The sequence below is a fragment of the Rhodanobacter sp. FDAARGOS 1247 genome (assembly GCF_016889805.1).
GTDB lineage: Bacteria > Pseudomonadota > Gammaproteobacteria > Xanthomonadales > Rhodanobacteraceae > Rhodanobacter.
This window is the reverse complement of sequence record NZ_CP069535.1, coordinates 870601-896462: the sequence shown is the minus strand read 5'-3', so window position 1 is coordinate 896462 and position 25862 is coordinate 870601. Positions and strand designations below refer to the sequence as shown.

Sequence of the window (25862 nt, the reverse complement as noted above, 5' to 3'; positions counted from 1 at the left end):
GTCCTCGCCGCAAGCTCAGCGCATGTGCACCCAGTACACCCGGGTGCCGTTTTCGGCATCTTCGGCGCGAAGCCCGGCGCGGCCTTCGACCACGACGCCCCAACGCGAGCGCATGCGGCCCGCCTGCAGGTAGTCGATCCGGATGTTCTCCGCCGGAGCAATGACGAAGTTCGCCGCGATCACCAGCACGCCATCGCCTTCGTACATCACCGACGCGGGACGGCCAACCGCCGCCCCCCAGCCCACGTGCAGTTCGCACGGAACGGGCTCGAACACGCCCCGATGGTCCAGGCCCCATCCCGCCGTCCTGTCGAGCAGAGGTTTCAGATCGGGATGATCCCAATCGACTACGTGGCGTGACGGTGGTGGCTTGGCATGGTTCATGTTGCCGATGTTCCAGAGCTCTCTCTTCCGGCCGGACGTCCTGCAGCTCGCCCGGGAGCGTTCTTCGTGCCATGCAGCGCCGGGTCGGGCGCAACCTGTCCGCGGCGGCAAGCGCGGCACTTCCCGAAGCTACAGGGGGCGTGGTCAAGATGGCGTCCACACCCGCGCACTTGAGCAGCCACGGGCGCCAAGCGGCAAAGAACGCGTTTCCCGCCGCGGCCACGCCGCATGACGCCAGCCTGGCGCGGCCCGCATCATGAAGTTCGCATGCCGGCGAACGACAAGCGCTCAGAGCTTGTGAAGAAAACCACTTTCTGTGGTTTTCTTCTGTCGTACGTCCCGTACATGCCCGGACGTGCTCACGCGGATCAGTCACTTGCGTGACTGATCCGCGCCCGGCCAGTCCTGACCGGGCTTCGAGGTTGAAAAAAATCACAACCTCTCAGTCGACCGCCATCGCCACCGGGGCGCCTGCAGCCGCGTGCGGGCGCAACAGCCGTGCACGCAACCAGCGTTCACACGGCAGCGACAGCCAGCGCTCCACCGCCTTGCCAAGCAGCCAGCACGACGGCAACGCCAGCAGGTACCACAGGCACCCCCAACGCGGATCGCCGCCGGTCAGCCGGAAAATCCGCACCACGGCGAACACCACGAACATGTGGCTCAGGTAGATCTCGTAGCTGAGCCGACCCCACGAACGCAGCCAGCCCAGCCCGCGCCACGGTGGCCACGGGCCGCGCCGCTGGCGCTGCTCGCAGGCCAGCAGCAGGCACAGCGCCGAAGCCGCCAGCAGCAACAGGTAACCGTCGCGAAGCAGCTGCCACATCGCGGCCCTGAAGATCATTGCCGCGATCAGGCCGACCGCGCCGAGCCAACCCAGCAACCCGCCGGTGCGTCGTGGCGGCAAGCGCCAATGCGCTGCCAGCAATGCACCCAGCACACCGATGGCGATCGCCGACATGCCGGGCAGGTACGCCTTCTCCTGCCATATCTCGTTGCCGCGCAAGGCGGCATGCGTCCACGGCATCGACAGCGCCAGCACGCCCAGCAACAGCATCAGCACCCCACGCCGACGCGTCGCCAGGCAGACCAGCGGGAAACCGATGTAGAACACTTCCTCGATCGACAACGACCACAGCACGTCCCAGTTGCCGGGCAGGTAACCGGTCCGGCCTTCATACCAGTTCAGATGCAGGCCGAGCGCGGCGAAGATCGCCCGCGGCAGCGACTGGCCCTCGCGATGGATCACGTAATCCTGCACGCCCAGCAGGTGCAGCACGCTGAGCACCACGATCAGCGCCAGCAGGCAGGGCACGATGCGGGCGAAGCGCCGCGTGTAGAACGCGCGCAGGTCGATCCGCTCCAGGCTGCCCCAGCGGCGCAGCGCATTGCCCGCGATCAGGAAGCCGGAAATCACGAAGAACACGAACACGGCCTCGTAGCCGTTGTAGTTCAGGCGGCTCAGCAACCATGCCGGCAGCACGTCGGCCAGCGCACTCTGCTTCAACGGCATGCGCAAGCCCAGGTGGTTGAGCACCACCAGCACGATCGCCAGCCCGCGCAACAGGTCGATGCCGGGGTTGCGGGCGCCGGTCGCCGCGACGGTGTCGTCGCTCTTGGCCAGCACGATGTCGTTGCAGATGGCCTTCATCCTTCGTCTCCGGGATGCGCTTGCGAATCCGGCCACTCACGACCGGGACAATGGACTCAGTCCGCCGGCATGGCCGTGGCGGCCGTCTCTTCCCGCAGGACGATCACGCCGTCCAGCACCCGCGACCAGTCCAGCGCGTGGAATTTTCCATAGTCGAGGGCGCGGCCAGGGATCTCGCCCATCGAGGCGAGCTGCGCGCGATCGACGAAGCGCAAGGCGTCCGGCCCGCCCGCGGCAAAGGCGCGCGACTCCAGGCTGTCCGGTGCCGCCGGGGCAAGAGGCCGTGGTGTTCCGTGTCCACCCACGTGACCGTAACTGCCGCCAAGTGCACTGAAGCCGATCGCGGCAACGCGATCGCCCAGCGCCTCGGCCAGGTAACTTCCCAGCGGGCGGACACCCGGCCTGACGCCGTCCAGCGTCTTCGCCGCGTGCACGCTGGCGCACCACACCACGATGCGCGTATTCGGTGGCCAATGTGCGCGGACCCACGCGAGGTTCCGATACATCGCCCGATCGCGCAGACCACCGGGGTCTTCCCCCGCGAAATCCAGATAGCTGGCATACGAGTCCGCCATCGCGCCCAGCACAGAGGACGGCCTGGCATCCTTCGCATCGAGCTTCGCCCGGATATCCCGCAGGCAATCGCGCAGCTGCTGCACTGCGCTGGCGCTGAAAGGATGGCTGTCATCGTATTCCCAGCGATCATGACGCCCGATGATCCTGCTGCACGCCTCGCGTCGATCGCCGACCAGCACGGACGACAAGTCTGTCGGCAACCGTTGCTGCGAATAGCGGGCCGTCACACCACCCACTTGCGGGTCCATGCCGGCCAACAGCACACGCCCCGCTTGCGTCTCGGCAAACAGCCATTGCCCGAGCGGCGCGAAGGCGGCGTAGCGCGACCACAATGCGCCGATGGCATCCCCGAGTTGCCCGGGGGTCGCCGTACCCCTGGCGGTGGCCTGTTCGAAATCCAGCATGTCGTAGAACTGGCTTTCGAAGACCACGCCGCGAAAACCGCATTCCCTGACCAGTCGTTCGAGCAGCAGCGACTTCACCGCGATGGTCGTGGCGCCCGCATGGTGCTGATCTTCCCCGAGCAGCACCACCTGCTTCGAGCAGACCGCATGAACCGCGCGATCAAGTTCGGTAGGCGCCGCGACGGCATGATCCATCGGGTGTGCCCACACGGATGCAGCTGCCGTGCACGCCAGCAGCGACAGCATCAGGACGGCCATTTGCCGCCAGACTCTGTCCGTCACCGACGACGCATCCCTCCCGTCCCGTTCAGTCGTCCCCAAGATCCTGCCCCGGGAACAGCACGTCGGTGTAGCCGAAGCGGCTGAAGTCGGTGATGCGCGACGGATACAGCCGGCCGATCAGGTGGTCGCATTCGTGCTGCACCACGCGGGCGTGGAAGCCTTCGGCGCGGCGGTCGATGCGTTCGCCCTGGGGGTCGATGCCCTGGTAGCGGATCAGGCTGTAGCGGTTCACCGCGCCACGCAGGCCCGGCACGGACAGGCAGCCTTCCCAGCCCTCCTCCATGTCCTGCGACAACGGCGTGATCACCGGATTGAGCAGGATCGTGCGCGGCACCGCCGGCGCCTCGGGGTAGCGTTCGCTGTTGTCGAAACCGAAGATCACCAGCTGCAGGTCGACACCGATCTGCGGCGCGGCCAGCCCCACACCGTCGGCGGCGTGCATGGTGTCGAACATGTCGACGATCAGCGCATCGAGTTCGGCCGTGCCGATCATCGCGGTGGGCACGATCGGCGCGACGCGCAGCAGGCGCGGATCGCCCATTTTCAGGATTTCACGAATCATGGGAGCCTCGCCTTGAACGCTGTTACTGGATGATTTGTGGTCGATGCGATGTCGATGCAAGCGGCGATGCCAATGCTGCAAGAGCAAAAAGCCGGGCAAAACCCGTACCGATTTGCCGAAGCCGCAAGCGGCTTCAGCCGCCGAACACCTTCTTCAGCAGATCGGTGGTGCGGGCGCCGGGGTTGTGGCGGATCGACTGCTCCTGTTCGCCGATGGTGGTGAACAGGCCGTCCAGCGTCTTCTTCGTGACGTAATCGTCCAGGTCCAGCGCGTTGCCGTTCCTGTTCGACTTGCCGCCACCGAGCGATCCCAGCAAGCCGCCCAGTTCGCCGCCCGCGCTGCCCGAGGTGAACGACTTGTACTTCTGGGTGACGCCGACGCTGTCGGTGGTCCTGGCCACGATCGGGTGGATGCGAGCGGTCAGCGCGTCGCCGGCTACCCGACGGAAGAAGTCGGTGGCCGCATGGTCGCCGCCGGTGAGGATGCCCCGTGCGTCGCTCAGCGTCATCTTGCGGATCGCGTCGCCGAAGATCTCGGCCACCTGCGGCACCGCCTTTTCCGCCGCCCGGTTCATGCTCAGCTCGAACGCATCGACCCTGGCGCCCTGGCCTAGCTGACGCGCCAGCTTGCCGGCCTGTTCGAGCTTGCCCGGCAACGGGATGCGCACCTTGCTGTTGTTCCAGAAGCCACCGTCGCGGCCCAGGCTGTTGATCGCATTGGTGGTGCCCTTGGCCAACGCCTCCTTGAGGCCGGCGGCAATGTCGCTGTTCGGCAGGTTGCTGCCCGGCTGCGAGGAGTTCGAGCTGTGGGTCGATTGCTTGACCTTGTTCAGAAGGTCCTTGAACTGCCCGGCAGCCATCGCCGTCAACGGCACCATCGCTGCGGCAAAAGCCAGTCCGAACACGCCGTGGCGAATGGCGATACGCATGACGAATTCCTCGGGATCGACAGGGCGATCAGTGTAGCCCTGCGATCCCGCCCATGGCGTGATCTCCATCGCCACGCCATTCGACCAATGGCTAATGCCGCTTTGCGGGTTTTGGGATTGACCCCGCCGCCCGACGGGCAGACCCTTGGGCGACCACCGAGGAGAGCCCAGCCATGCAAGCCACCGTCATGCCCAAGCCCAGCCCGGCCAGCAAGATATTGTGGGTCGCCATCGCCATCGTGGGTGCGTTCTGCCTGGGTGTGGTGGCGCTGCGACGAGGCGAGCCGATCAACGCGATCTGGCTGGTGGCCGCCTCCATTGCGATCTTCGTGATCGGCTACCGCTTCTACGGCAAGTTCGTCGAGCACTCGGTGCTGAAGCTCGACCCGACCCGTGCGCCGCCGTCGGTGCTGCGCAACGACGGCCTCGATTACGTGCCCACCGACAAGTGGGTGGTGTTCGGCCACCACTTCGCCGCGATCGCCGGCGCCGGCCCGCTGGTGGGTCCGGTGCTGGCCGCGCAGATGGGTTACCTGCCCGGCACCTTGTGGATCCTGTTCGGCGTGGTGTTTGCTGGCGCGGTGCAGGATTTCATGATCCTCGGCCTCTCGCTGCGCCGCGACGCCCGCTCGCTCGGCCACATGCTGCGCGAGGAACTGGGCCCGGTGCCCGGCCTGGTGGCGATGATCGGCGTGCTGGTGCTGATGATGATCGTGCTGGCGGTGCTGGCCCTGGTGGTGGTCAAGGCGCTCACGCACAGCCCGTGGGGCACCTTCACCGTGGCCGCCACCATTCCGATCGCGTTGCTGATGGGCGTCTATCTGCGCTGGTTCCGGCCCGGCCGGATTCTCGAAGTGTCGATCATCGGCCTGCTGTTGCTGCTGGCGTCGATCTGGGCCGGCCGCTTCGTGGCCGAGTCGGCCACGTTGGCGCCGCTGTTCGATTTCGACGCCAAGGCGCTGGCCTGGTGGCTGATCGGCTACGGCTTCTGCGCCTCGGTGCTGCCCGTGTGGCTGCTGCTGGCGCCGCGCGATTACCTCAGCACGTTCCTCAAGATCGGCACCATCGCGCTGCTGGCGCTGGCGATCTTCCTGTCCGCGCCGATGCTGCAGATGCCGGCGGTGACGCGTTTCATCGACGGCAGCGGCCCGGTGTTCGCCGGCAACCTGTTCCCGTTCCTGTTCATCACGATTGCCTGCGGCGCGGTATCGGGCTGGCACTCGATCATCGCCTCGGGCACCACGCCCAAGCTGCTGGCCAACGAAAGCCAGGCGCGCATGGTCGGCTACGGCGGCATGCTGATGGAGGCGTTCGTGGCGATCATGGCGCTGGTCGCCGCCGCCTCGCTGCACCCGGGCGTGTACTTCGCGATGAACGCGCCGGGCGCGATCATCGGCACCACCGTACAGGACGCCGCCACCACGATCAGCCAGTGGGGCTTCGTGGTGACCCCGGACGAATTGATCCAGACGGCCAGGAACATCGGCGAGAACAGCATCCTCAGCCGCGCCGGCGGCGCACCGACGCTGGCCGTGGGCATGGCCCAGCTGCTGCACAACATCATCCCCGGCGGCGGCATGATGGCGTTCTGGTACCACTACGCCATCCTGTTCGAGGCGCTGTTCATCCTCACCACGGTGGACGCCGGCACCCGCGTGGGCCGTTTCATGATCCAGGAGATCGCCGGCCTGATCCACAAGCCGCTGCAGGAAACCGACTCGTGGACCGGCAACCTGCTGGCCACCGCGATCTGCGTGTTCATCTGGGGCTACTTCCTGTACCAGGGCGCGGTCGACCCGCTCGGCGGCATCAACACCTTGTGGCCGCTGTTCGGCATCGCCAACCAGATGCTGGCCGCGATCGCGCTGATGCTGGCCACCGTGGTGGTGGTGAAACTGAAGCGCGAGCGCTACGTGTGGGTGCCGGGCATCCCCGCGATCTGGCTGATCATCTGCACGCTCACCGCGGGCTGGCAGAAGCTCAGCGGCCCGATCAGCTTCACCGCCGCCGCCAACAAGTATTCGGCCGCGATGCAGCAGGGCCAGTTGCTGGCTCCGGCGAAGACCCAGGCCGAGATGCAGCAGATCGTCACCAACAACTACGTGGACATGGCGCTGACCGGCCTGTTCATGCTGCTGATCGTGGCGATGGTGGCGTTCTGCCTGCGCGCGCTGGTCAGGGGCTGGAAGGCGAACCACCCGACCGCACACGAGGAACCGTACGTGGCGCTGACCAGCGTGGCCGGCTGAGATGAACGCGACCTTCCGGTCCGTGCGCAAGTGGGCGGTGCAGACCGCCCGCCTGTGCTGCGGCGTGCCCGACTACGACGTCTACGTGAAGCATCTGCGCGAGCATCATCCCGAGCGCAAGGTGCCCAGCTACGGCGAGTTCTTCCGCGAACGGCAGGAAGCCCGCTACAAGGGCGGCGGCGGGCGCTGCTGCTGATTCCGCCGCAATCCTGAGGCTCTCCCGGTGATCGCCGTGCCAAAGCGCACTGGCGATCCCGGCCCAGGCGAGGACAATGGGCGGATTGCCTGTACCGCCTGGCCTCCATGTTCCCACGCAAGCATCCCTCGCCTTCCGCCACGCCGTCACAGCATCACGCCGGCCTGCGCATCATCGCCATCTACGAGATGGTCAAGACCGTCTGCCTGCTGCTGGTGGCGATGGCCGCCTTCCATTTCTACCACGAGCAGAATTTCGACCGGCTGGTGCACTGGCTGGAGCATCTTTCGCTGGCCGACAGCAACGGCCTGCGCTGGAAGCTGGTGGAGGTGCTGCAGGACTTCGGCCCCAGCAGGTTCGTGGCGGTCGGCGCGGTGGCGCTGGGCTACGCGGTGCTGTTCGCGATCGAGGGCGTGGGCCTGTGGCTGGGCAAGCACTGGGCCGAATGGTTCACCGTGATCGCCACCGGCTCGCTGATTCCGCTGGAACTGTACGAGACGCTGTACCACTTCGGCTGGCTGAAGCTGGCCACCCTGCTCGGCAATGTGGTGATCATCATCTACCTGGTGCGCATCGCGCTGCAGCCGCGCGCGCCGAAAGCGCCCGCCTAGACTTCGTGATGGACCGCCTCGGCCGGCAGCGCCTCGCCCTGCCGCCGCGGCATCAGCTCCACCAGGTACATCGCGGCCAGGATCAGCCCGCCGCCGACGACCATGCGCCAGCTGAGCGCGTCGACACCCAGCAACACCGCGAACGCGGCGGCGAATACCGGCTCGGTGGTCATCACGATCGCGGCGCGGGCGGCCGGCAGGTGCGACTGCGCCCAGGTCTGCATCAGCATCGCGCCGGCGCCGGCGATCAGCGCCATGTACAGGATGGCCAGCCACGCGCCGCGATCGGGTGGCAGCACCGGCCCATGCGGCGCGGTGGCGAGCAGGCAGACCACCGCGATCGCGACCATCTGCACCGCCGACAGGCCGAACGCGTCGCCCGGTCGCGACCACTGGCCGAGCAGCACGATGTGCAGCGCGTACAGCGCGGCCGAGGCCAGGGTCAGCCACACGCCGAGATCCACCGACACGCCGTTCAACGACAGCAGGCCAAGACCCAGCGTGGACAGCGCCACCGCCAGCCACACGATGCCGGCCATGCGCTGGCCCAGCAGCAGCATCGCCAGGATCGGCGTGAACACCACATACATGCCGGTGGCGAAACCGCTGACGCTGGGCGCGATCAGCGACAGGCCCCAGGTCTGCAGCAGCTGGCCGCAACCGTAGACCAGGCCCAGCAGCAGGCCGCGCAGCACCTGGCGTCGACCCAGCCGCCACACCGGCCGGGCGAACAGCACCAGCATCGCCACCGCGGCGATGGCGAAACGCACGGCGAGGAAGTCCGCCACCGGCATGCGCCCGACCACGTCCTTGATCAGCACGAAGGTCGAGCCCCACACGGCGGTCATCGCGATGAGGCCGAGCGTGGCCAGCGTGGTGAGGCGGCGGTGGGTGACGGACATCGGAAGGCGGCCGGGCAGTGAGGCGGGCAAGTTAGCGCAACCGGCGCGCGGTGTCGCGGCCTATTCGTTGTCGACCGGCGGCGGCCGGCGGCGGGCCTTCAGCAGCAGCAACCGCCACAGCTGCCCGGGAATCTGCAGCAGGAAGTGGGTCCAGATACCCAGCCACACGGTCACCGAAACCAGCCGGTTGTCGGCCGCCGGGTCGTGCTTGCGGAACCACTGCCACATGCCCCGGTGCTTGTGCCGACTGACGAACACCGGACGGTGCCGGCTGGAGCTGCCCTTGCCGTGGTGTATCCGGATGTCGCCGGCCAGCAGCACCTGGTAGCCGATGTCGCGCACGCGCCGGCACAGGTCCAGGTCCTCGCAGTGCAGGAAGTAGTCTTCGTCGAAACCGCCCATGCGGCGGAACAGCGCGCGCGGCATCAGCATCAGCGCGCCGGACACCGCCTCGGCCTCGATCAGCCGGGGCGGGATCTCCTCGTCCACGTTGACCTTCTCGCCGGCCCGGTTGAGCAGGCTGTTGAGCGAGCGCTGCAGCAGCGGATCACGCCGCCAGGACGCCGGATCGGCGCGACCATCGGCATCACAGACCACCGCGCCGATCAGCCCCACCTTCGGCTTGCCGGCCAGCAGGCCGACCAGTCGCTGCAGGTCGCCGTCGCGCAGGATGCAGTCGGGATTGAGCACCAGCAGCGCATCGCCCTGCGCCTGTTGCGAGGCGAGGTTCACCGCGGGGCCGAAGCCGAGGTTGCGGTGGTTATAGATCACCTTGAGCCGGTTGTCGTGCGCATGGGCGCGCTCGATCGCCTCGGGCACGCCGTCGTGCGAATCGTTGTCGATCAGCAGCAGCTCCAGCGCCTGCGAACTGGCCAGGATGCTGCGCACGCATTCGCGCAGGGCCGGACCGCTGTCGGCGGATACCACGACCACGCTGAGCGGCAGCGTGAACGGCGAGCGATGGAATGCAGGGGTATCCATTCGGCAAGTATGCGCGGTGACGCGTGAACGTAAAACCTCGAAGCGTCGACACCGCGCGACTCCGACCTCAGCCTTCGTCGTCGTCCCTGCCGAGCACGGCGGGCAAGGCCAGTGGCATCGCGTCGTCGCCGCGGCTCAGCCAGGGCTGCTCGCCGTCCCAGCCAGCCAGTTGCCAGCGCCGCAACCGGTATCGCCGATCGCGCTGGCGATCCCACAACAGCAGCGAGCGTTCGTCGCGCAGGCGCGCCACCAGCCAGCGACCGGACGCGCTGAAGGCGATCGCGTCGCCCACGTCATCGATGCACTCGCCGGTGGCGAGCCGGCAGTGGCCGTCGCTGCACACCACGTTGCCGCCCAGCGGATCGGGCGGACGATCGACGACGGCCTGCCAGCGCACCGGCTGCAACTCGATGATCCGCGCCGGCGGTCCGCTGGGCGCCAGCGCCAGTTCCGGCCATTCGGGCGATGGCGGCGCCGGCGGCGCACGCCGCAGCTCGCGATCGAGCCAGGCCTCGAGCCCCGCCAGCAGGGTGTAGCCGGCCAGCGCGCCGAGCAGGGCCGCGCCCCAGGCCAGCACGTCGCCACCCAGGCTGCGCTGCAGCGCGAACAACATGCCGGGCAGTCCCCAGCGCAGCGCGCGACGGATCATCGCGGCATGCGTACCGGTCAGGCGATGTTGCAGCAACACCGTCGAGGCAGCGAGCGACAGCAGCAACGGCAGGCCCAACCACCACGGCAACACCGCCAGCAACGCCATCCATGCCGCGACCGACAGCAACGCACGCGACGCGGGCCAGCGGCGCCGGGCCATCGCTCAGCGCCTCGTCAACCGCAGGAGCTTCAGCCGCACCACACGCGCGCGTTGCGGAACATGCGCATCCACGGGGAATCCTCGCCCCAGCCGTCCGGATGCCAGCTCAGCTGTGCCGTGCGGAACACGCGCTCGGGGTGCGGCATCATGATCGTCACGCGGCCATCGGCGGCGGTGAAACCGGCCAGGCCACCGGGCGAACCGTTGGTGTTGAGCGGGAAGCTCTCGGTCGGCTTGCCGCGGTTGTCGACGAAGCGCACCGCGCCGTTCGACTTCGACGGACTGCAGGCGTGCGGGAAACTGACCCGCCCTTCGCCGTGCGCCACCGCCACCGGAATCCGCGAACCGGCCATGCCCTTGAAGAACAGGCTCGGCGTGTCGAGGATCTCCAGCGTGACCAGGCGCGACTCGTACTGTTCCGACGCGTTGCGCAGGAACTTCGGCCAGTGCTGGGCGCCGGGGATGATCTCCTTCAGCTGCGCCAGCATCTGGCAACCGTTGCACACGCCCAGCGCGAACTTGGTCGGGTCGGCGAAGAACGCGCTGAACTGCTCGCGCAGCATCTCGTTGTAGAGGATCGAGGTGGCCCAGCCGCGACCGGCACCGAGCACGTCGCCGTAGGAGAAACCGCCGCAGGCCGCGAAGCCGCGGAAGTCCGCCAGTTTCACCCGCCCGCTGGCCAGGTCGGACATGTGCACGTCCACCGCGTCGAAGCCGGCGCGGGTGAAGGCCGCCGACATTTCCACCTGGCCGTTGACGCCCTGCTCGCGCAGGATCGCGATGCGCGGACGCTCGCCGCTGGCGATGAACGGCGCAGCCACGTTCTGCGCCGGATCGAAGCCGAGCTTCGGGCTGATGCCCGGATCGGCATCGTCCATCCGCCATTCGAGCTCGGCGTCCGCGCTTTGCGGGTTGTCGCGCTGGCGCTGCATCGCGTGGCTGGTCTCGTTCCACGCCTTGAACAGCGTGCTCCAGTTCCACTTGAACAAGGTGTCGCCGCCGAGGAACAGCTTGATGCCCAGCTTTTCCTTGGGCCGCCCGATGCGGTAGCTGATGCCGGCCAGGCCGTACTTCACCAGCAGCGCCTCGAACGCCTCGCGGTTGGCCTCGGCCACCTGCACCACCGCGCCGAGCTCCTCGTTGAACAGCGCGCGCAGGGTCGCCTCGGCCCAGCCGTCCAGATGGATTTCCAGGCCGCAGTGGCCGGCGAAGGCCATCTCCATCAGGGTGGTGATGACGCCACCGTCGGAACGGTCGTGATAGGCCAGCAGAATGCCGGCGGCGTTCGCTTCCTGGATCAGCTCGAACAGTGCCTTGAGGCGTTTCGGGTCATCCAGGTCCGGCGGCACGCCACCGGAACGGTTGAACACCTGGGTCAGGCAGGAACCGCCGAGGCGATCGCGGCCCGCGCCCAGATCGATCAGCCACAATTCCGAATGGCCGCGATCCAGCCGCAGTTGGGGCGTGAGTGTGCGGCGCACGTCGGTGACGCGGGCGAAGCCGGTGATCACCAGCGACACCGGCGACACCGTGCGCTGGTCGGTCTGGCCGTCGTGCCACACGGTCTGCATCGACAGCGAGTCCTTGCCGACCGGGATCGAGATGTCCAGCGCCGGGCACAGTTCCATGCCCACCGCCTTGACTGCGTCGAACAGCGCGGCGTCTTCGCCCGGATGATTCACCGCGGCCATCCAGTTCGCCGACAGGCGAATGTCGCCGAGGTTGGCGATCGACGCGGCGGCGAGGTTGGTGATCGCCTCGCCCACCGCCAGCCGCGCCGCATCGGCGCTGTTCAGCACGGCCACCGGCGCGCGTTCGGCCATCGCCATCGCCTCGCCGGCGTAGCCGTCGAAGTCGGCCATGGTCACCGCGCAGTCGGCCACCGGCACCTGCCACGGGCCGACCATCGGGTCACGATGGTTGAGGCCGCCGACGGTGCGGTCGCCGATGTTGATCAGGAAGCTCTTGCTGCCCACGGTGGGCAGGCGCAACACGCGCAGCAGGGCCTCGTCCATGCCCACGCCGGACAGGTCCGGCACCAGGTCGACGCGCGGCTTGACCCGCTTCGCGTCGCGATGCATCCGCGGCGGCTTGCCGAACAGCACGTCCATCGGCAGATCGATCACGGTCAGCTCGCGCCGCGGATCGGTCAGCACCAGCTGGCGCTCGGCAGTGGCGTCACCGACGACGGCGTACGGGCAGCGTTCGCGCCGGCACATGGCCTCGAATTCCGCGAGGTTCTCCGGCGCGATGGCGAGCACGTAGCGTTCCTGCGACTCGTTGCTCCACACCTGCATCGGCGACAGCGAGGGGTCGTCGCAGGGGATCTTCGACAGGTCGATCACGCCGCCGACGCTGGCATCGTTGAGCAGCTCGGGGATTGCGTTGGACAGGCCGCCGGCGCCCACGTCATGCACGCTGACGATCGGGTTGGCGTCGCCGCGGGCGCAGCAGGCGTCGATCACTTCCTGGCAGCGCCGCTCCATCTCGGCGTTGTCGCGCTGCACCGAGGCGAAGTCCAGCTCCGCGCTCGATGCGCCGCCGGCCACCGAAGAGGCCGCGCCGCCGCCCAGGCCGATCAGCATCGCCGGGCCGCCCAGCACGATCACCTTGTTGCCCGGCTGCACCGGGCGCTTCAGCACGTGGCCCGCGCGCAGGTTGGCCAGGCCACCGGCCAGCATGATCGGCTTGTCGTAGCCGCGGCGGAAGCCGGGCTGGCCGGGCAGCTCGGCTTCATAGCTGCGGAAATAGCCGCCCAGACAGGGACGGCCAAACTCGTTGTTGAACGCGGCCGCGCCCAGCGGGCCGTCGCGCATGATCTCGAACGCGCTGGCCATGCGCGGCGGCAGCGGCCGCTGCACTTCCCACGGCTGCGGATGGCCGGGAATGCGCAGGTCGGAAACCGAAAAACCGGTGAGGCCGGCCTTCGGCTTGCCGCCGCGACCGGTCGCGCCCTCGTCGCGGATCTCGCCACCGGCGCCGGTGGCGGCACCGGGCCACGGCGCGATCGCGGTGGGATGGTTGTGCGTTTCCACCTTGATCGCGAAGTCGATGCGTTCCTCGTGGCCGCGCCACACGCGATCGGCCGGATCGGCGAAGAAGCGGCGGCCGGTGCTGCCCTCGATCACCGCCGCGTTGTCCGAATAGGCGGACAGCGTATGCGCGGGCGACTGCTGGTGGGTGTGCTTGATCATGCCGAACAGGCTCTTGTCCTGTTCCTCGCCATCCACCGTCCAGCTGGCGTTGAACACCTTGTGCCGGCAATGCTCGGAGTTGGCCTGGGCGAACATGAAGAGTTCGGCATCGGTGGGATCGCGGCCCAGCTCGGCGTAGCGATCGACCAGGTACTCGATCTCGTCGTCGGCCAGCGCCAGGCCGAGCCGCCGGTTCGCTTCGGCCAGGGCGGCCTGCGGATCGGCACCGAGCGTGACGTGCACCAGGTCGCCCGGCGTCCCGGCCAGGAACAGGCCCTGCGCGTCGTCGATGCGGGTCAGCACCGACTGCGTCATCGCGTCATGCAGCACCGCCAGGATCGCGGCGTGATCCGGCGCGTCCTCTGGTGGCAGCCCGGCGACCAGCCAGGCCTGCCCGCGTTCCACGCGACGCACATCGAACCCGGCGCCATGCAGGATGTCGGTGGCCTTGCTCGACCACGGCGAAATCGTGCCCAGCCGCGGCACCACCCACAGCGTGGCCGGCTCCGGCGCGGCGTCCTTCGCCTCCAGCACGGCCAGCAGCCGCTGGCGCAGCTCGCCGGCGGGCGCGGTGTCGGCATCGATGAAATGGACGAACCACGACGCCTGCACGCGCACGCCATGATGCAGGGCATCAAGGTGGGCATTGAGGCGTTCGAGGCGGAACGGCGAGAGGGCGTTCTGCCCGTCGAGTGCGATCATGCGGGGAACGAAGCTATGCGAGGGAATTGCCCATTCTAGCTCAAGCCGTCTTCGGCTACGCCGAAGACACCCCTTCCAGCTCAAGCCGTCTTCGGCTGCGCCGAAGACACGTTCGCCCCTCCCCCTGCTAGCAGGGGGAGGTTGGGAGGGGGTAGCCCCGGCTACCCAAACCGTCCCAGCGAAGCCGCGCCCCTGGCTTTTGCCCTCCCTCCCTTCGCGCAGGGGGAGGTTGGGAGGGGGTCGCTCCTGATCCTGCCGCAAAGAGCACCCCACCCCAGCCCTCCCCTGCTGCGCAGGGGAGGGAGCAAGACTAGGGAATCACACATTCGCCCCCTGCCTTGCAGAGGAGGGAGCAAGGCGAGTATCAGCCGCCCTGCTTCAACGCCTGCAGCAGCTGTTCGGGCGTCACGTAGCCGCCCAGGGTGCGGCCGTCCGGGCCGTAGATCGCCGGGGTGCCGTTGACGCCCAGCCGCACGCCCAGGTTGAACTGGTCCTTGACCGGATTGACGCAGGTCGTCGGCGCAGGCGGGCGCCCCTGCTTGGCCGCGGTGAATGCGGCCTTGCGGTCCCTGGCGCACCACACCGACACCATTTCGGTATAGGTCGGCGTGGGGCCACCGGCCGTGGTCACCAGGCCTTCGCGCGGCCAGGCCAGGTATTCCACCGCGATGCCTTCCTTGTTGAAGTCCGCGATGTGTTCGTGCAGCGCGCGGCAGAAGCCGCAATTGACGTCGGTGAACACGGAGATCGTGTACTTCGGGTTGGCCGGCGCATAGACGATGCGCTCGGATTCCGGCACCTTGGCCAGCTCGGCCTTGCGGAAGCGCGCCCAGGCGTCGTCGCTGGCATTCTGCTTGCGGCCCAGGTCGATCAGGTCGCCGTGCATCATGTACTTGCCGTCGGCGCTGATGTAGAGCATCTGGCCCGAGGCGATCACCTGGTAGAAGCCCGGCATCGGCGCCGGCTCGATCACGTCCACGTTGATGTTCGGCGCCAGACTGCGGATCGCCTTCTGCACCATCTCGCGCACGGCCGGCGTCACCGCGGCGGTGGCGGCCGCCGCCGGCTCGTTCTGCACGGCGCAGGCACTCAGCGAAAGACCACCCAGGCACAGCGCCAACACAAGATTCTTCAGCATCACCAGCCTCGTTCATCGATCCGTCGCGGGGATCGACGGTATCGCCCATTCTCGCACAGGCCGAGGGCTCGTCCGGGGATGTGCGACGGAATGGCAGGGCCGGGGTTGCGCCGGGATTTTCCGGGCAGCCAGCCACGCCGGCGCGCCGCCATTGCACCCCACCGACCAGGGCCTCTCACCCACCCCGCCATCACCCCCGCGGGTGATGCTGCGCATGCAGCCGCTTCAGGCCTTCCTTCGCCACCAGTGTGTAGATCTGGGTGGTGCTGAGCGAGCTGTGGCCAAGCAGCATCTGCAGGGCGCGCAGGTCGGCGCCGTGGTTGAGCAGGTGGGTGGCGAAGGAGTGGCGCAGCACGTGGGGCGAGATGCGTTTCGGGTTGATGCCGATGCGCAGCGCGTAGCGCTTGACCAGGGTCCAGAACATCTGGCGGGTCATGCCCTCGCCGCGCTGGCTGAGGAACAGCGCCGCGGGCTGGCGTCCCTTCGCCAGTGCCGGACGGGCATCGGCCAGGTACTTGCCGATGTGTGCCAGCGCCTCTTCGCCGACCGGCACCAGGCGGTCCTTGCCGCCCTTGCCGGTCACCCGCAGCACGCCCTGGCGCGGGTTCAGCGCGGCCAGCGGCAATTCGACCAGCTCGGACACGCGCAGGCCGGAGGCGTACATCAGTTCCAGCATCGCGCGATCGCGCAGGCCCAGCGTGGTGGTGCTGTCCGGCGCCTGCAGCAGGCCGTCGATCTCGCGTTCGGCCAGCGCCTTGGGCAGACTGCGCGGCAACTTCGGACGTTCGATCAGCAAGGTGGGATCGGCCAAGCCAGGCTCGTTGCGGACCCGGAACGCGTAGTAGCGGCGGAACGCCGACTGCCGTCGCGCCAGCGATCGCACCGCCACCGCCTGGCTGCCGTGATAGGCGGAAATGTCCTCGCGCCGCGCCGTGGCCAGCTCGCGACCGTGGCTGGCCAGCCATGCGGCCAGCAATTCCAGGTCGCGCCGATACGCTTCCAGCGTGCGATCGGCCAGGCCGTCCTCCGACCACACCCGCTCGACGAACGCAGCGATGCTGCGGCGGTCGGCTTCGGCGATACTGTCGCGGATCATTTCCTTCTCCATGCGCACGATGCTGGCCATTGCGCGCGCCCGACGCAAGCGACCGGACACGATGCCCGCAGATTCCACCCCCGCCCCCTGCCCGCTGTGGCGCCGCCTGCTGGCGCTGGTCTACGACCTGCTGATCGTGGTGGCGATCGTGATGGTGGTGGGCCTGCTGTGCCAGCTCGCCACCGGCGGCAAGCTGATCACCACCGGCGCGAGGACCGTGGTGCCGCTCTGGTACCAGTGCCTGCAGGGCCTGGTGGTGGCCGCGTATTTCATCAGCTCGTGGCGGCGCGGCGGGCAGACCGTGGGCATGCGCCCGTGGCGCATCCGGGTGACCCGCGACGATGGCGGCACGGTGACCCTGCAGCAGGCGGTGATCCGCCTGCTGGTGGCCGGTGCGCCGATGGTGCTGTTGCTGCTGGCGCCCGCGTTCGGCCTGCGCACCACGCTGTGGACGCTGCTGGTGGTGTGGGCGGGCTGGTTTGCCGTGGCGCTGTTCGATCGTCGCCGGCGCGCCGTGCACGATTTTGCGGCCGGCACCGAAGTGCGTCGGCTCGATTGAGGCAGCAGCGTCCGGCTTCACGCCTTGCTCAGCCCGGGAAAGGTTCAATCCGCCGATGACCCGAAGCCAAGCCGACACCAGCCGCAGCGATGCCGACCTGGTCCGCATCAACCGCGGCTTCTACGAATCGCTGTGGTCCGCGGCCAGGCTGATCGGGCCGGAACGTTTCAATACCTGGCCGCTGTCGCGCGAGCTGGCCGACGCCGCGCCGCGCCGGCTGGAAGTGGCGCCGGGCCTGCGCCCGCGACTGCCGCTGGCCGGCACCTGTTTCGTCGATCTCAGCCACGCCGCGCTGCGCCGGCTGCGCGCCGGCGGCGGCAACGCCATCCACGGGATGATCGGCCAGCTGCCCTGCGCCGACGCCAGCTTCGACCTGATCTGCGCGCTCGACATCCTCGAACATGTCGCCGACGACGACGGCGCACTGGCCGAACTGGCCCGCGTCGCCGCACCGGGCGCCAGCGTGCTGCTGTCGGTGCCGCTGCATCCGCAGGCGTGGACCGCCTTCGACGAGTTCGTGGGCCATTACCGGCGCTACGAACCGACGGAAATCCTGTTCCGGCTGGCTACCCACGGTTTCGTCCTGGAACAAAGCGCGGTCTACGGCATGCAACCGGGCTCCTCACGCCTGCTGGCGCTGGGCCAGTGGTACCTCACGCACCAGCGCGAACGCGCGATGTGGTGGTACAACCGGGTCTTCATGCCGATCGGGCTGCGCTTCCAGAAACCGCTGCGATGGCACGCGGGACTGGGCGACACCGATGGCGTCGACGAGGTGCTGCTGCGCTGCACGTATCGGCCAGCGGCAGCGCCAAGCCACTGATTGGATTGGGGGCCGCCGCTGCGGCATCGCAACACGCACCGCCAAAACGGCGCTAAGATGGCGGCTTTCGTCCCGGCAATCCCCCTTCGATGCTCTATCAGATCCACGAATGGCAACGTGCGTTCCTCGGCCCGCTGAGCCACTTCGCGCAGGCCAGCGCGAACATGCTCAACGACACCAGCAGCCCGTTCGCCCAGGTGCCGGGCGCGCAGCGGCTGGCCGCCGGTTACGAGCTGATGCACCGGCTGGGCAAGGATTACGAGAAGCCGGAGTTCGGCATCCACAGCGTCACCGCGCATGACCACGAGATCGCGGTGATCGAGCGGGTCGCGCTGGCCAAGCCGTTCTGCCAGCTCAAGCGCTTCAAGCGTTTCAGCGACGATCCGTCGACCATCGAGAAGATGAAGACCGACCCGGTGGTGCTGGTGGTGGCCCCGCTGTCCGGCCATCACTCCACCCTGCTGCGCGATACCGTGCGCACCCTGCTGCGCGACCACAAGGTGTACATCACCGACTGGGTCGACGCACGCATGGTGCCGGCGGCCGAAGGCACGTTCGGGCTGGACGATTATGTCGCCTGTGTGGAGGATTTCATCCGTCACATCGGCGCCTCCAGCGTGCATGTGATCTCGGTCTGCCAGCCGACCGTGCCGGTGCTGGCGGCGGTGTCACTGATGGCCGCGCGCGGCGAGGACACCCCGCGCAGCCTGACCATGATGGGCGGCCCGATCGACCCCCGGCGCAGCCCCACCAGCGTCGACAACCTGGCCACCCAGCGACCGCTGTCATGGTTCAAGGGCAACGTGATCCACACCGTGCCGCCGAATTACCCCGGCCGCGGACGCGAGGTCTATCCCGGCTTCCTGCAGCACGCCGGCTTCATCGCGATGAATCCCGGCCGCCACATGACCTCGCACTGGGATTTCTACCAGGACCTGCTGCGCGGCGACCAGGACGATGCCGAAGCGCACCGCAAGTTCTACGACGAATACAACGCCGTGCTGGACATGCCTGCGGCGTTCTACCTCGACACCATCGAGAAGGTGTTCCAGCAGTTCCTGCTGCCGCGCGGCCTGTGGGACGTGGCCGGCGAACGGGTCGATCCCTCGGCGATCAGGCACAGCGCCCTGCTCACCATCGAGGGTGAGCTGGACGACATCTCCGGCCTGGGCCAGACCGAAGCGGCGCACGACCTGTGCAGCAGCATCCCGGCCAAACGCCGCGCCCACCGGGTGATCGAAGGCGCTGGCCACTACGGCATCTTCAGCGGCCGCCGCTGGCGCGAAACGGTGTACCCGCAGGTGCGGGATTTCATCCGCAAGTTTGATCAGGTGGCGAAGTAGCGCTGGCGGGTTATCCGCTGCGCGGCGCGTTTCGTTGGTTACAGAGTGATGGGTTTTCGTCCTCCTTCGGAGGGCAAGTTCTGTTCTCGCGTTATGCCCCGATGCGCTTAGAAGCAAGAGCTCAAGTGCAGAGCGGTCGATCGCCTTCGGCGACCGAGTCACTTTTCTCTTCCGTGGCCAAGAGAAAAGTAACCAAAAGAGAAGGCCACCCCGCTTGGCGCCTGTTGGGCTTCCTGCCCAACAAGTCCGTGAGCCGGGGCCGGGCTTTTCGAACGGGCATCCTGCCCGCGCGAAAAGGCGTTGCCATCCCTGGCAACGCCCGCTGCGCGGCCTGTCGACCCCGTCTCACCGCCGCACAAGGGACCCGGTAGAGCAACGGGCCATCGTGGCCCGCACTCGGTGATGAAGCTGAAGAGCAAAAGCAAAAAGCCAGAGCAAAGCTCCGGGTTGCCGCAGCTCTGCTCTTGATCCGGCTCTTCTGAAAAGTACGCGCAGGATGCGCGTCGCTCTACCCGGGGCCCCTCTGTAGCGGCGAGGCGGGGGCGACAGGCCGCGTAGCGGGAGCCGACAGGGATGTCGGCTCCTTTTCGCACGGACAGGATGTCCGTTCGAAAAGCCCGGCCCCGACTCGCGGACTTTCCGGGCAGGATGCCCGGAAAGCGCGGAAGCGGGGTGGCCTCTCTTTGGGCCACGTTTCTCTGGCCACTCAGAGAAAGGTGGCTCGGCTGCCGCAGGCAGACGAAAGCTTTTCGTTCTGATGCGCAAGGGCAGGCAAAAGCGGCCTGCGCAGCAAGCCGACGAGAAGCAGACAATCAATGCCGCGCGAAAAACTCGCGGAACGCGGTGGCCGTGCGTTCGATGCCGTCATCGTCGACATCCAGATGCGTCACCAGGCGCAGCGTGGGCAGGTAGCCGATGCTGATGCGGATGCCGGCCGCGCGCAAATGGACGTCCAGATCGCGCAGGCGTTCGGCCGGCACGTCGATGAAGACCATGTTGGTGTACTGGCCCAGCAGGTCGATGCCGGCGACCTCGCGCAGGCGGCCAGCCAGATATTCGGCGCGATGATGATCCTGCGCCAGCCGCGCCACATGATGATCCAGCGCGTGCATGCCCGCCGCGGCGAGCATGCCGGCCTGGCGCCAGCCGCCGCCGGTGACCTTGCGCCAGCGGCGCGCCTTGTCGATCAGCGCGTGCGAGCCGACCAGCACCGAACCCACCGGCGCGCCGAGGCCTTTCGACAGGCAGATCGAGACGGTGTCGAAATGCCGCGCGATCTCGCGCGGCGGCACGCCGCACGCCACGGCGGCGTTGAACAGGCGCGCGCCATCGAGGTGCAGGCCGAGGCCATGCGAGCGCGCCACGTCGTGCGCGGCAACCAGGTAATCCAGCGGCAACGTGCGACCGTGCCAGGTGTTTTCCAGCGCCAGCAGGCGGGTTCGCGCGAAGTGCGGATCGACCGGCTTGATCGCCGCCTCGATGCGTGCCAGCGGCAACGTGCCGTCGTCGGCGTGCACGATCGGTTGCGGCTGGATCGAGCCCAGCACCGCGGCGCCGCCGCCTTCGAACTTGTAGGTATGCGCGTCCATGCCGACCAGGTATTCGTCGCCGCGCTCGCAATGCGCCAGCAGGGCCAGCAGGTTGGATTGCGTGCCGCTGGGCACGAACAGGCCGGCGTCGAAACCGAGCTCGTCGGCCAGTCGCCGCTGCAGTGCGTTGACGGTGGGATCTTCGCCGTAGACGTCGTCGCCAACCTCGGCGCCGAGCATCGCTTCGCGCATCGCGGCCGTCGGCCGCGTCACCGTATCGCTGCGCAGATCAACCCATTCCACGGCACACCCCTGCTGTCGGCAAAGCCAACAGCTTGGCCCGATCCGGCATCGCCGGCAAGTTGATCCGACTACTGCAGCAGCTGGTAATGCACCATCGCCCAGCCGGCCGAAGCGCTCAGCTGAATACAGGCGATCAACCAGAATCCGCAGGCATCCTTGTGCCAGAAAGGCTTGGACATGACTCCCCCCCGAGAGTTGGTGATGGCGAAAGCAAGCAGCTTCCGCCCTGCGATGACGCGCGGCGGATGTCGCTTCGGCGTCCATTCGATAGTGGGGGCTTGCGGGTCGACGATGCTGAGAACGCGGTCACATTGCCGGGGAAAACAGCTGCGGCGATCAGACCCGTCGCCGGAAGTACAACCAGGCGACGAGCACCAGGATCACCGCCGGCAGCAGGTTGGCCAACAGCGGCGGCATGCCGTAGACCGTGCCGAAGTTCACCATCGCCTGCTGCAGGAAATACCAGCCCAGCGCGAGCAGGATGCCGATGAACATGCGCTTGCCGAGGCCGCCCGAACGCAGCGACCCGAACGCGAACGGCATCGCGCACAACACCAGCACCAGCACGTTGAGCGGATACAGCGCGCGTCCCCAGAACGCCACCGCGTAGCTGCCGGGACTCTGCCCGTTGCCTTCCAGGTAATCCATGTTGCGGCGCAGGTCGCGCATCGACAGGTACTGCGGCTGGATCACCGACTGCGCCAGTACCTGCGGATTCAGCGTGGACTTCCACGGCAACTCCGCCTCGGTGCCGGCATGCGTGCCGGCTTCGTCCAGCGTGGTGATGCGCACGTCGTGCAGCATCCACTGCCTGCCGTCGTGTTGGGCGGTCCTGGCCCAGGTGAAGCGATGCAGCTGGCCGTCCTTGCTGAAGTTGAAGATGCGCACGTCGCTGAGCTGCACGGTGGCCAGGCCGTCACGCTGCTTCAGCGAGGTGCCGCGCGCGTTGATCACGTCGTCGCCGTCGCGCGCCCACAGTCCGCTGCTGGTGGTCATGCCGAGGTTGCCGGACTTCATCCGCGCCTGCATCACCTGCGCCTGCTGGTCGCCCCACGGCGCCAGCGTCTCGCCCATGATCACCACGCCCACGATCAGCACCGCGACCACGCCCACCGCCGAACCGGCGATGCGCAACCGCGACATGCCGGCGGCGCGCAAGGCGGTGAGTTCGCCGGTGCCGGCCAGGCCGCCCAGGCCCAGCAGGCCACCGATCAGCGCCGCATTGCCGAACATCTCGTAGGCACGGCGCGGGAATGTCACCAGCACGTAGGCAATCGCATTGCTCAGCGTATAGCCGTGCTTGCCCACGTTGCCGAGCTGGCGCAGCAGCTGGGTGACCGCGTCGAAACCGGTCAGCACCAGCCACACCATCAGCATCGAGCCGAGCACGCTCAGCGCGACCAGCCGGTCGACCCGCTTGATGTTGAACACGCTCATGCCGCCACACCGGTGGACGGCGTCCGCAGCTTGCGCGGGGAATACTGTTTCCACAGCATCCAGCCGGCCATGCCCAGCACCAGCGCGTGCAGGGCCCACAGCGGCGCCTGGTTGTGCCAGTGGTCCTTGCCGATCTGGGCGCGGCCCAGCGCCAGCAAGGTGTAGTAGAGATAGAACGTCACCACCGCCAGCAGCAGCCGGCCGTACCTCGGCTCACGCGGACTCTGCCGCGACAGCGGCAGCGCCAGCAGCAACAGCACCAGGGTCAGCGGCGGCGCGTTGGCGCGCCAGGCGAATTCGGCGCGATCGTCCGGATCATCGGACTGGAACAGCGCCCAGCTGCTCTTGGAATGCGCGGGATCGTCATCCTCGTCGGCCCGCACCGCGGACAGCGAGGTGTCGTTGCGCTGGTACTGCATCTGCCGCCAGTTGTTGGCGCCCAGCGGGATGTCGTATTGCCAGCCGTCCTTGAAGGCGATGAAGCGGCCGTCGCCGTTGCTCTCCTGGTACAGCTCGCCGCTGGTGGCGCTGACCAGTTTCAGATGCGCCGGGCCGTCCTTGCTGTCGCTCTGGGTCGCCACGAAGGTACGGCCCAGCTTGCTGCCGTCGCGGCTGAGGCTGTCGACGAAGATGATGCCGCCCTTGCCGGGCAGTTCGGTGAAGCGTCCCGCATCGAGGCCGGCGGCAATCACCGAACGGTTCGCCGCGGCGACCATCGCGTCGCTGGTGCGCACGGCCCACGGTCCCACCCACAGCGAGACCACGGCGGTGATCGCGACCAGCACGGCGCCCAGGATCAGCACCGGCCGCAACAGCCCGCGCGGACCCATGCCCGACGACGACAGCACGTGCATCTCGCTTTCGCGATACATCCGCCCGAGACCGAGCAGGATGCCGATGAAGCTGGCCAGCGGCATCATGTTGGTGAGGCCGTCGAGCGTGCGCAGGCCCAGCACCTGGAACATCACGCTGGCGGGGAAGCTGCCGTTGGCGACCTGCTGCAGCACGCGGGCGAACGCACTGCCGGCCACGATCACCAGCAGCACCACCACGGTGGCGGCCACGGTCTGCGCCAGCTCGCGCAGGAAATAGCGGTCGAGGATGCTCAGCATGCGATAAACTTGTCCGCTTGAACCGGCCCGGCAGCAGCGCCGGCAAACCGCAAGTCTAGCCTGTCCGGCCATTGCCGGGCTCATGCAGGAACCCTCCGATGACACTTCAGTTCAGCCTCGCCAGCATCGCCCCCGCCACCGTCGACAGTGCTTGCGTGATGGTCGGCGTGTACGAACAGGGCGTGCTGACCAGCGCGGCTGCCCAGCTGGACGACGCCAGCGGCGGCGCCATCAGGCGCCAGATCGAAAGCGGCGACATCAGCGGCAAGGCCGGCTCGACCACGATGTTGTTCGCGCCGGCCGGCATCGCCGCACGGCGCGTGCTGGTGGTCGGCCTGGGTGCGCAGAAGTCGTTCGACGCGGCGCGCTACCAGAAGGTGAACATCGAGGCTGCGCGCGCACTGGGTCGGCTGCCGGTGGCCGATGCCGTCTCCTGCCTCAGCGGTGTCGACGTGCCCGGCCGAGACAGCGCGTGGCGCGTGCGCATCGCGGCGCTGGCCAGCGACTACGCGGCCTATCGCTACACCGCCACCTTCAAGCCCCGCGACCGGAGCAAGCAGGTCGAACTGGCCCGGCTGACCTTCGCCGGCGGCGACGAAGCGGCCAGCGGACTGGCGCAGGCCGTGGCGATCGCCGAGGGCGTGCGCTTCGCCCGCGAGCTGGCCAACCTGCCGCCGAACATCTGCAACCCGGCCCACATCGCGGCGCAGGCGCAGGCCCTCGCCGACGGCCACGACAAGGTCAGCTGCACCGTGCTCGACGAAGTGGCGATGGAGAAGCTGGGCTTCGGCTCGCTGCTCGCCGTGGGCCGCGGCTCGGTCAACAAGCCGCGCCTGATCGCGCTGGAGTACAAGGGCGGCAACGACGGCGACAAGCCGTACGCGTTCGTCGGCAAGGGCGTCACCTTCGACTCCGGCGGCATCAGCCTGAAGCCCGGCGCCGGCATGGAAGAGATGAAGTTCGACATGGGCGGCGCCGCCGGCGTGCTGGGCGCGTTCGTGGCCGCGGTGAAGATGGGCCTGAAGCTCAACCTGGTCTGCGTGGTGCCGGCCGTGGAGAACATGCCCGACGGCGACAGCTACCGTCCCAGCGACGTGCTGACCAGCCTGTCCGGCCTCACCATCGAAGTGCTCAACACCGACGCCGAAGGCCGGCTGATCCTGTGCGACGCGCTTACGTACACCGCGCAGACGTACCAGCCGCAGGCGCTGATCGATGCGGCCACGCTCACCGGCGCCTGCGTGATCGCGCTGGGCAAGCACGCCAGCGGCCTGATGAGCAAGCACGACGACCTCGCCGCCGAACTGCTCGCCGCCGGCGAGGAGACGCTCGACCGCGCCTGGCGCCTGCCGCTGTGGGACGACTACCAGGCCCAACTCGACTCCGGCTTCGCCGACGTCGCCAACATCGGCGGCAAGAGCGCCGGTGCGATCACCGCCGCCTGCTTCCTGTCGCGCTTCACCGACGGCCAGCGCTGGGCCCACCTGGACATCGCCGGCACCGCCTGGGACGAAGGCCGCAAGGGCCTGGCCACCGGCCGCCCGGTGGCGCTGCTGGCCCAGTGGCTGCTGGACAGGGAATAGGGAATAGGGAATCGGAAAAGCCAGGAACGCAACGCGGCTTTTGCCTTTACTATTCCCGACTCCCCATTCCCGATTCCCGGCTTCCATGCGTGCCGACTTCTACCTGATCGACAAGCCGCGCTTCCGCGAACAGCCGCTGTTGCTGGCCTGCGAGCTGGCGAAGAAGGCGTTCGCGGCGCAGCAGCCCACGCTGATCCTCACCCGCGATTTCAGCGAGGCCGAGGAACTCGACGAGTTGCTGTGGGCATTCGACGACGACGCGATGATCCCGCACCAGCTGGCCGGCGATGACGACGACGAACACACCGCCGTGCTGATCGTGCCGCCGGGCGTGGACACGGCGGACCGTCCGCTGGTGATCAACCTGCGCGAGGCCTGCGCCCCCGGCAACTACCAGCGCGTGCTGGAAGTGGTGGCCGCCGATCCGGACGCGCGCGAGGGTTCGCGGGCCCGCTGGCGCGAATACCAGCGCCTCGGCTTCGAGGTGCGCAAGCACGACATGTAGT

Annotated in this window: 22 protein-coding genes; 8 read left to right on the top strand and 14 right to left on the bottom strand. The window is 68.0% G+C overall.

Features of this window, described 5'->3' with window-relative positions; genetic code table 11:
* Positions 1-15: 15 nt before the first annotated feature.
* The 5 genes from I6J77_RS03850 to I6J77_RS03830 form a co-directional block, all read right to left on the bottom strand.
* Positions 16-384 carry a hypothetical protein gene (locus tag I6J77_RS03850; protein WP_204110633.1) on the bottom strand — a complete coding sequence of 123 codons (369 nt, stop codon included), beginning with the start codon at positions 382-384 and terminating at the stop codon, positions 16-18.
* Positions 385-826: 442 nt separating this feature from the next.
* Positions 827-2035, bottom strand: coding sequence for an acyltransferase (locus I6J77_RS03845; RefSeq protein WP_239309183.1), 1209 nt, complete (start codon positions 2033-2035; stop codon positions 827-829).
* A gap of 56 nt (positions 2036-2091) precedes the next feature.
* A complete protein-coding gene (locus I6J77_RS03840; protein WP_204110632.1) occupies positions 2092-3210 on the bottom strand; it encodes an erythromycin esterase family protein in 1119 nt (372 codons plus the stop codon).
* Positions 3211-3322: 112 nt separating this feature from the next.
* The gene (gene def, locus I6J77_RS03835; RefSeq protein ID WP_204110631.1) at positions 3323-3859 is read right to left on the bottom strand and encodes a peptide deformylase; all 537 of its coding nucleotides are present in this window, start codon (positions 3857-3859) and stop codon (positions 3323-3325) included.
* A 133-nt stretch (positions 3860-3992) separates the two neighbouring features.
* Positions 3993-4787, bottom strand: coding sequence for a DUF4197 domain-containing protein (locus tag I6J77_RS03830; RefSeq protein ID WP_204110630.1), 795 nt, complete (start codon positions 4785-4787; stop codon positions 3993-3995).
* 173 nt (positions 4788-4960) lie between these two features.
* Here I6J77_RS03830 and I6J77_RS03825 point away from each other — a divergent pair, with 173 nt between their 5' ends.
* The 3 genes from I6J77_RS03825 to I6J77_RS03815 all read left to right on the top strand — a co-directional run bounded on the left by I6J77_RS03825 (position 4961) and on the right by I6J77_RS03815 (position 7843).
* Entirely contained in the window at positions 4961-7036 is a 2076-nt protein-coding gene (locus I6J77_RS03825; RefSeq protein ID WP_204110629.1) for a carbon starvation CstA family protein, read from the top strand.
* 1 nt (position 7037) lies between these two features.
* On the top strand, positions 7038-7232 hold the full coding sequence (locus I6J77_RS03820) for a YbdD/YjiX family protein (protein ID WP_056717469.1): 195 nt from the start codon (positions 7038-7040) through the stop codon (positions 7230-7232).
* Positions 7233-7339: 107 nt separating this feature from the next.
* A complete protein-coding gene (locus tag I6J77_RS03815) occupies positions 7340-7843 on the top strand; it encodes a DUF2127 domain-containing protein (protein ID WP_204110628.1) in 504 nt (167 codons plus the stop codon).
* Here I6J77_RS03815 and I6J77_RS03810 read toward each other — a convergent pair.
* The 6 genes from I6J77_RS03810 to xerD form a co-directional block, all read right to left on the bottom strand.
* Positions 7840-8745, bottom strand: a complete 906-nt coding sequence (locus I6J77_RS03810) for a DMT family transporter (protein WP_204110627.1) — start codon at positions 8743-8745, stop codon at positions 7840-7842. The genes I6J77_RS03815 and I6J77_RS03810 overlap by 4 nt on opposite strands.
* 60 nt (positions 8746-8805) lie before the next feature.
* Complete coding sequence (locus I6J77_RS03805; protein ID WP_204110626.1) at positions 8806-9726, bottom strand: glycosyltransferase family 2 protein; 921 nt, start codon at positions 9724-9726, stop codon at positions 8806-8808.
* A gap of 67 nt (positions 9727-9793) precedes the next feature.
* A complete protein-coding gene (locus I6J77_RS03800) occupies positions 9794-10537 on the bottom strand; it encodes a hypothetical protein (protein WP_204110625.1) in 744 nt (247 codons plus the stop codon).
* Positions 10538-10566: 29 nt separating this feature from the next.
* Positions 10567-14433: a phosphoribosylformylglycinamidine synthase gene (gene purL / locus I6J77_RS03795; RefSeq protein WP_204110624.1), complete on the bottom strand. Its 3867-nt coding sequence runs from the start codon at positions 14431-14433 to the stop codon at positions 10567-10569.
* 364 nt (positions 14434-14797) lie between these two features.
* Positions 14798-15568, bottom strand: a complete 771-nt coding sequence (locus I6J77_RS03790; RefSeq protein ID WP_200950263.1) for a DsbC family protein — start codon at positions 15566-15568, stop codon at positions 14798-14800.
* A 193-nt stretch (positions 15569-15761) separates the two neighbouring features.
* On the bottom strand, positions 15762-16679 hold the full coding sequence (xerD, locus tag I6J77_RS03785; RefSeq protein ID WP_204111391.1) for a site-specific tyrosine recombinase XerD: 918 nt from the start codon (positions 16677-16679) through the stop codon (positions 15762-15764).
* 49 nt (positions 16680-16728) lie between these two features.
* Between xerD and I6J77_RS03780 the strand changes: the two genes are divergently transcribed.
* From I6J77_RS03780 to I6J77_RS03770, 3 genes are all read left to right on the top strand, one after another.
* Positions 16729-17226 (top strand): RDD family protein, encoded by a 498-nt coding sequence (locus I6J77_RS03780; protein WP_204110623.1) that lies wholly within the window; start codon positions 16729-16731, stop codon positions 17224-17226.
* Positions 17227-17281: 55 nt separating this feature from the next.
* Entirely contained in the window at positions 17282-18049 is a 768-nt protein-coding gene (locus tag I6J77_RS03775) for a bifunctional 2-polyprenyl-6-hydroxyphenol methylase/3-demethylubiquinol 3-O-methyltransferase UbiG (RefSeq protein ID WP_204110622.1), read from the top strand.
* A gap of 89 nt (positions 18050-18138) precedes the next feature.
* On the top strand, positions 18139-19392 hold the full coding sequence (locus I6J77_RS03770) for a polyhydroxyalkanoate depolymerase (protein WP_204110621.1): 1254 nt from the start codon (positions 18139-18141) through the stop codon (positions 19390-19392).
* Between the two features lie 812 nt (positions 19393-20204).
* On the opposite strand, the gene ltaE is transcribed toward I6J77_RS03770, so the two are convergent.
* From ltaE to lptF, 3 genes are all read right to left on the bottom strand, one after another.
* Positions 20205-21224: a low-specificity L-threonine aldolase gene (gene ltaE, locus I6J77_RS03765; protein WP_204110620.1), complete on the bottom strand. Its 1020-nt coding sequence runs from the start codon at positions 21222-21224 to the stop codon at positions 20205-20207.
* A gap of 336 nt (positions 21225-21560) precedes the next feature.
* The gene (lptG, locus tag I6J77_RS03760; protein ID WP_056713685.1) at positions 21561-22661 is read right to left on the bottom strand and encodes an LPS export ABC transporter permease LptG; all 1101 of its coding nucleotides are present in this window, start codon (positions 22659-22661) and stop codon (positions 21561-21563) included.
* Entirely contained in the window at positions 22658-23773 is a 1116-nt protein-coding gene (gene lptF / locus I6J77_RS03755) for an LPS export ABC transporter permease LptF (protein WP_204110619.1), read from the bottom strand. The genes lptG and lptF overlap by 4 nt, the downstream gene beginning before the upstream one ends.
* Positions 23774-23871: 98 nt before the next feature.
* On the opposite strand from lptF, the gene I6J77_RS03750 reads away from it, so the two are divergent.
* Both I6J77_RS03750 and I6J77_RS03745 read left to right on the top strand, forming a co-directional pair.
* On the top strand, positions 23872-25356 hold the full coding sequence (locus I6J77_RS03750; RefSeq protein WP_204110618.1) for a leucyl aminopeptidase: 1485 nt from the start codon (positions 23872-23874) through the stop codon (positions 25354-25356).
* An 85-nt stretch (positions 25357-25441) separates the two neighbouring features.
* Positions 25442-25861, top strand: coding sequence for a DNA polymerase III subunit chi (locus I6J77_RS03745; RefSeq protein ID WP_056713677.1), 420 nt, complete (start codon positions 25442-25444; stop codon positions 25859-25861).
* Position 25862 lies beyond the last annotated feature (1 nt).

Bases quoted from the DNA above. Each gene is read 5' to 3' on its own strand.
- I6J77_RS03850 (WP_204110633.1), bottom strand. From the start codon at position 384: ATGAACCATGCCAAGCCACCACCGTCACGCCACGTAGTCGATTGGGAT.
- I6J77_RS03845 (WP_239309183.1), bottom strand. From the start codon at position 2,035: ATGAAGGCCATCTGCAACGACATCGTGCTGGCCAAGAGCGACGACACC.
- I6J77_RS03840 (WP_204110632.1), bottom strand. From the start codon at position 3,210: ATGGATCATGCCGTCGCGGCGCCTACCGAACTTGATCGCGCGGTTCAT.
- def (WP_204110631.1), bottom strand. From the start codon at position 3,859: ATGATTCGTGAAATCCTGAAAATGGGCGATCCGCGCCTGCTGCGCGTC.
- I6J77_RS03830 (WP_204110630.1), bottom strand. From the start codon at position 4,787: ATGCGTATCGCCATTCGCCACGGCGTGTTCGGACTGGCTTTTGCCGCA.
- I6J77_RS03825 (WP_204110629.1), top strand. From the start codon at position 4,961: ATGCAAGCCACCGTCATGCCCAAGCCCAGCCCGGCCAGCAAGATATTG.
- I6J77_RS03820 (WP_056717469.1), top strand. From the start codon at position 7,038: ATGAACGCGACCTTCCGGTCCGTGCGCAAGTGGGCGGTGCAGACCGCC.
- I6J77_RS03815 (WP_204110628.1), top strand. From the start codon at position 7,340: ATGTTCCCACGCAAGCATCCCTCGCCTTCCGCCACGCCGTCACAGCAT.
- I6J77_RS03810 (WP_204110627.1), bottom strand. From the start codon at position 8,745: ATGTCCGTCACCCACCGCCGCCTCACCACGCTGGCCACGCTCGGCCTC.
- I6J77_RS03805 (WP_204110626.1), bottom strand. From the start codon at position 9,726: ATGGATACCCCTGCATTCCATCGCTCGCCGTTCACGCTGCCGCTCAGC.
- I6J77_RS03800 (WP_204110625.1), bottom strand. From the start codon at position 10,537: ATGGCCCGGCGCCGCTGGCCCGCGTCGCGTGCGTTGCTGTCGGTCGCG.
- purL (WP_204110624.1), bottom strand. From the start codon at position 14,433: ATGATCGCACTCGACGGGCAGAACGCCCTCTCGCCGTTCCGCCTCGAA.
- xerD (WP_204111391.1), bottom strand. From the start codon at position 16,679: ATGGAGAAGGAAATGATCCGCGACAGTATCGCCGAAGCCGACCGCCGC.
- I6J77_RS03780 (WP_204110623.1), top strand. From the start codon at position 16,729: ATGCCCGCAGATTCCACCCCCGCCCCCTGCCCGCTGTGGCGCCGCCTG.
- I6J77_RS03775 (WP_204110622.1), top strand. From the start codon at position 17,282: ATGACCCGAAGCCAAGCCGACACCAGCCGCAGCGATGCCGACCTGGTC.
- I6J77_RS03770 (WP_204110621.1), top strand. From the start codon at position 18,139: ATGCTCTATCAGATCCACGAATGGCAACGTGCGTTCCTCGGCCCGCTG.
- lptG (WP_056713685.1), bottom strand. From the start codon at position 22,661: ATGAGCGTGTTCAACATCAAGCGGGTCGACCGGCTGGTCGCGCTGAGC.
- lptF (WP_204110619.1), bottom strand. From the start codon at position 23,773: ATGCTGAGCATCCTCGACCGCTATTTCCTGCGCGAGCTGGCGCAGACC.
- I6J77_RS03750 (WP_204110618.1), top strand. From the start codon at position 23,872: ATGACACTTCAGTTCAGCCTCGCCAGCATCGCCCCCGCCACCGTCGAC.
- I6J77_RS03745 (WP_056713677.1), top strand. From the start codon at position 25,442: ATGCGTGCCGACTTCTACCTGATCGACAAGCCGCGCTTCCGCGAACAG.